The organism is Methylobacterium sp. J-088, assembly GCF_022829295.1.
GTDB lineage: Bacteria > Pseudomonadota > Alphaproteobacteria > Rhizobiales > Beijerinckiaceae > Methylobacterium.
Genome location: NZ_JAKSYH010000262.1, coordinates 1 through 625, shown reverse-complemented (window position 1 = coordinate 625; position 625 = coordinate 1). Strand labels below are relative to the sequence as shown.

The window sequence follows — 625 nt, the reverse complement described above, 5'->3', positions numbered from 1 at the left end:
CTACGGATCTCACATGGATCTATCCGACCTTCAGTTCTGGGCCTTTCTGGCAGCGGCCATCCCGGTCCTGTTCCTGCGAGTCGTCATCGTCTGGTGGAAAGGGCGACCCATCGTTCCGATCGCCTTGCTCAGCCTCATGTTCTGGCCCAGTGCGCTGATCCTGGCTCTGAGGCTGCGACGTCGGTAGGGCCCATCACTATTCTCAAGGTTATAGCCTGAACAATATCAGGCACGGTGGTGTTTGTCCCTCGACTGATCGAGCTGATCCGTCTGGAGGAAAACGCCATGATGAAGACTTTTGCCCTCGCTGCAGCACTATCGTTCGCAATTACCGGAGCGGCGTTCGCTCAGATGTCCACTGGCGGCGGCAGCGCTCAGAGCAACATGAACAATCCCGGCAGCGTGAAGAGCCCATCAGAGAAGCGCATGGGCGGCCAGCGGGGCATGATGGGTATGCGGCACATGAAGCGCCATCGACGTCACCACATGCGTCGTTCCCGCATGTGATTGTAAGCCGCGACGTGGACTTGGTCGCGCGGGGTTCATACAAGATCGGCTAACCATACCGCACCACCATACCCTCAGCGATTGGCTCCGACCGCGCGCCGGAAGAGCAGCACCGGGG

General features: G+C 59.5%; 2 protein-coding genes. Both read left to right on the top strand.

Features of this window, described 5'->3' with window-relative positions; translation table 11 throughout:
• On the top strand, positions 1-187 hold a 187-nt coding region (locus MKK63_RS28680; protein ID WP_244007540.1), incomplete at its 5' end, for a hypothetical protein.
• 47 nt (positions 188-234) lie between these two features.
• Positions 235-507 carry a hypothetical protein gene (locus MKK63_RS28675; protein WP_244007538.1) on the top strand — a complete coding sequence of 91 codons (273 nt, stop codon included), beginning with the start codon at positions 235-237 and terminating at the stop codon, positions 505-507.
• Positions 508-625: the final 118 nt, after the last annotated feature.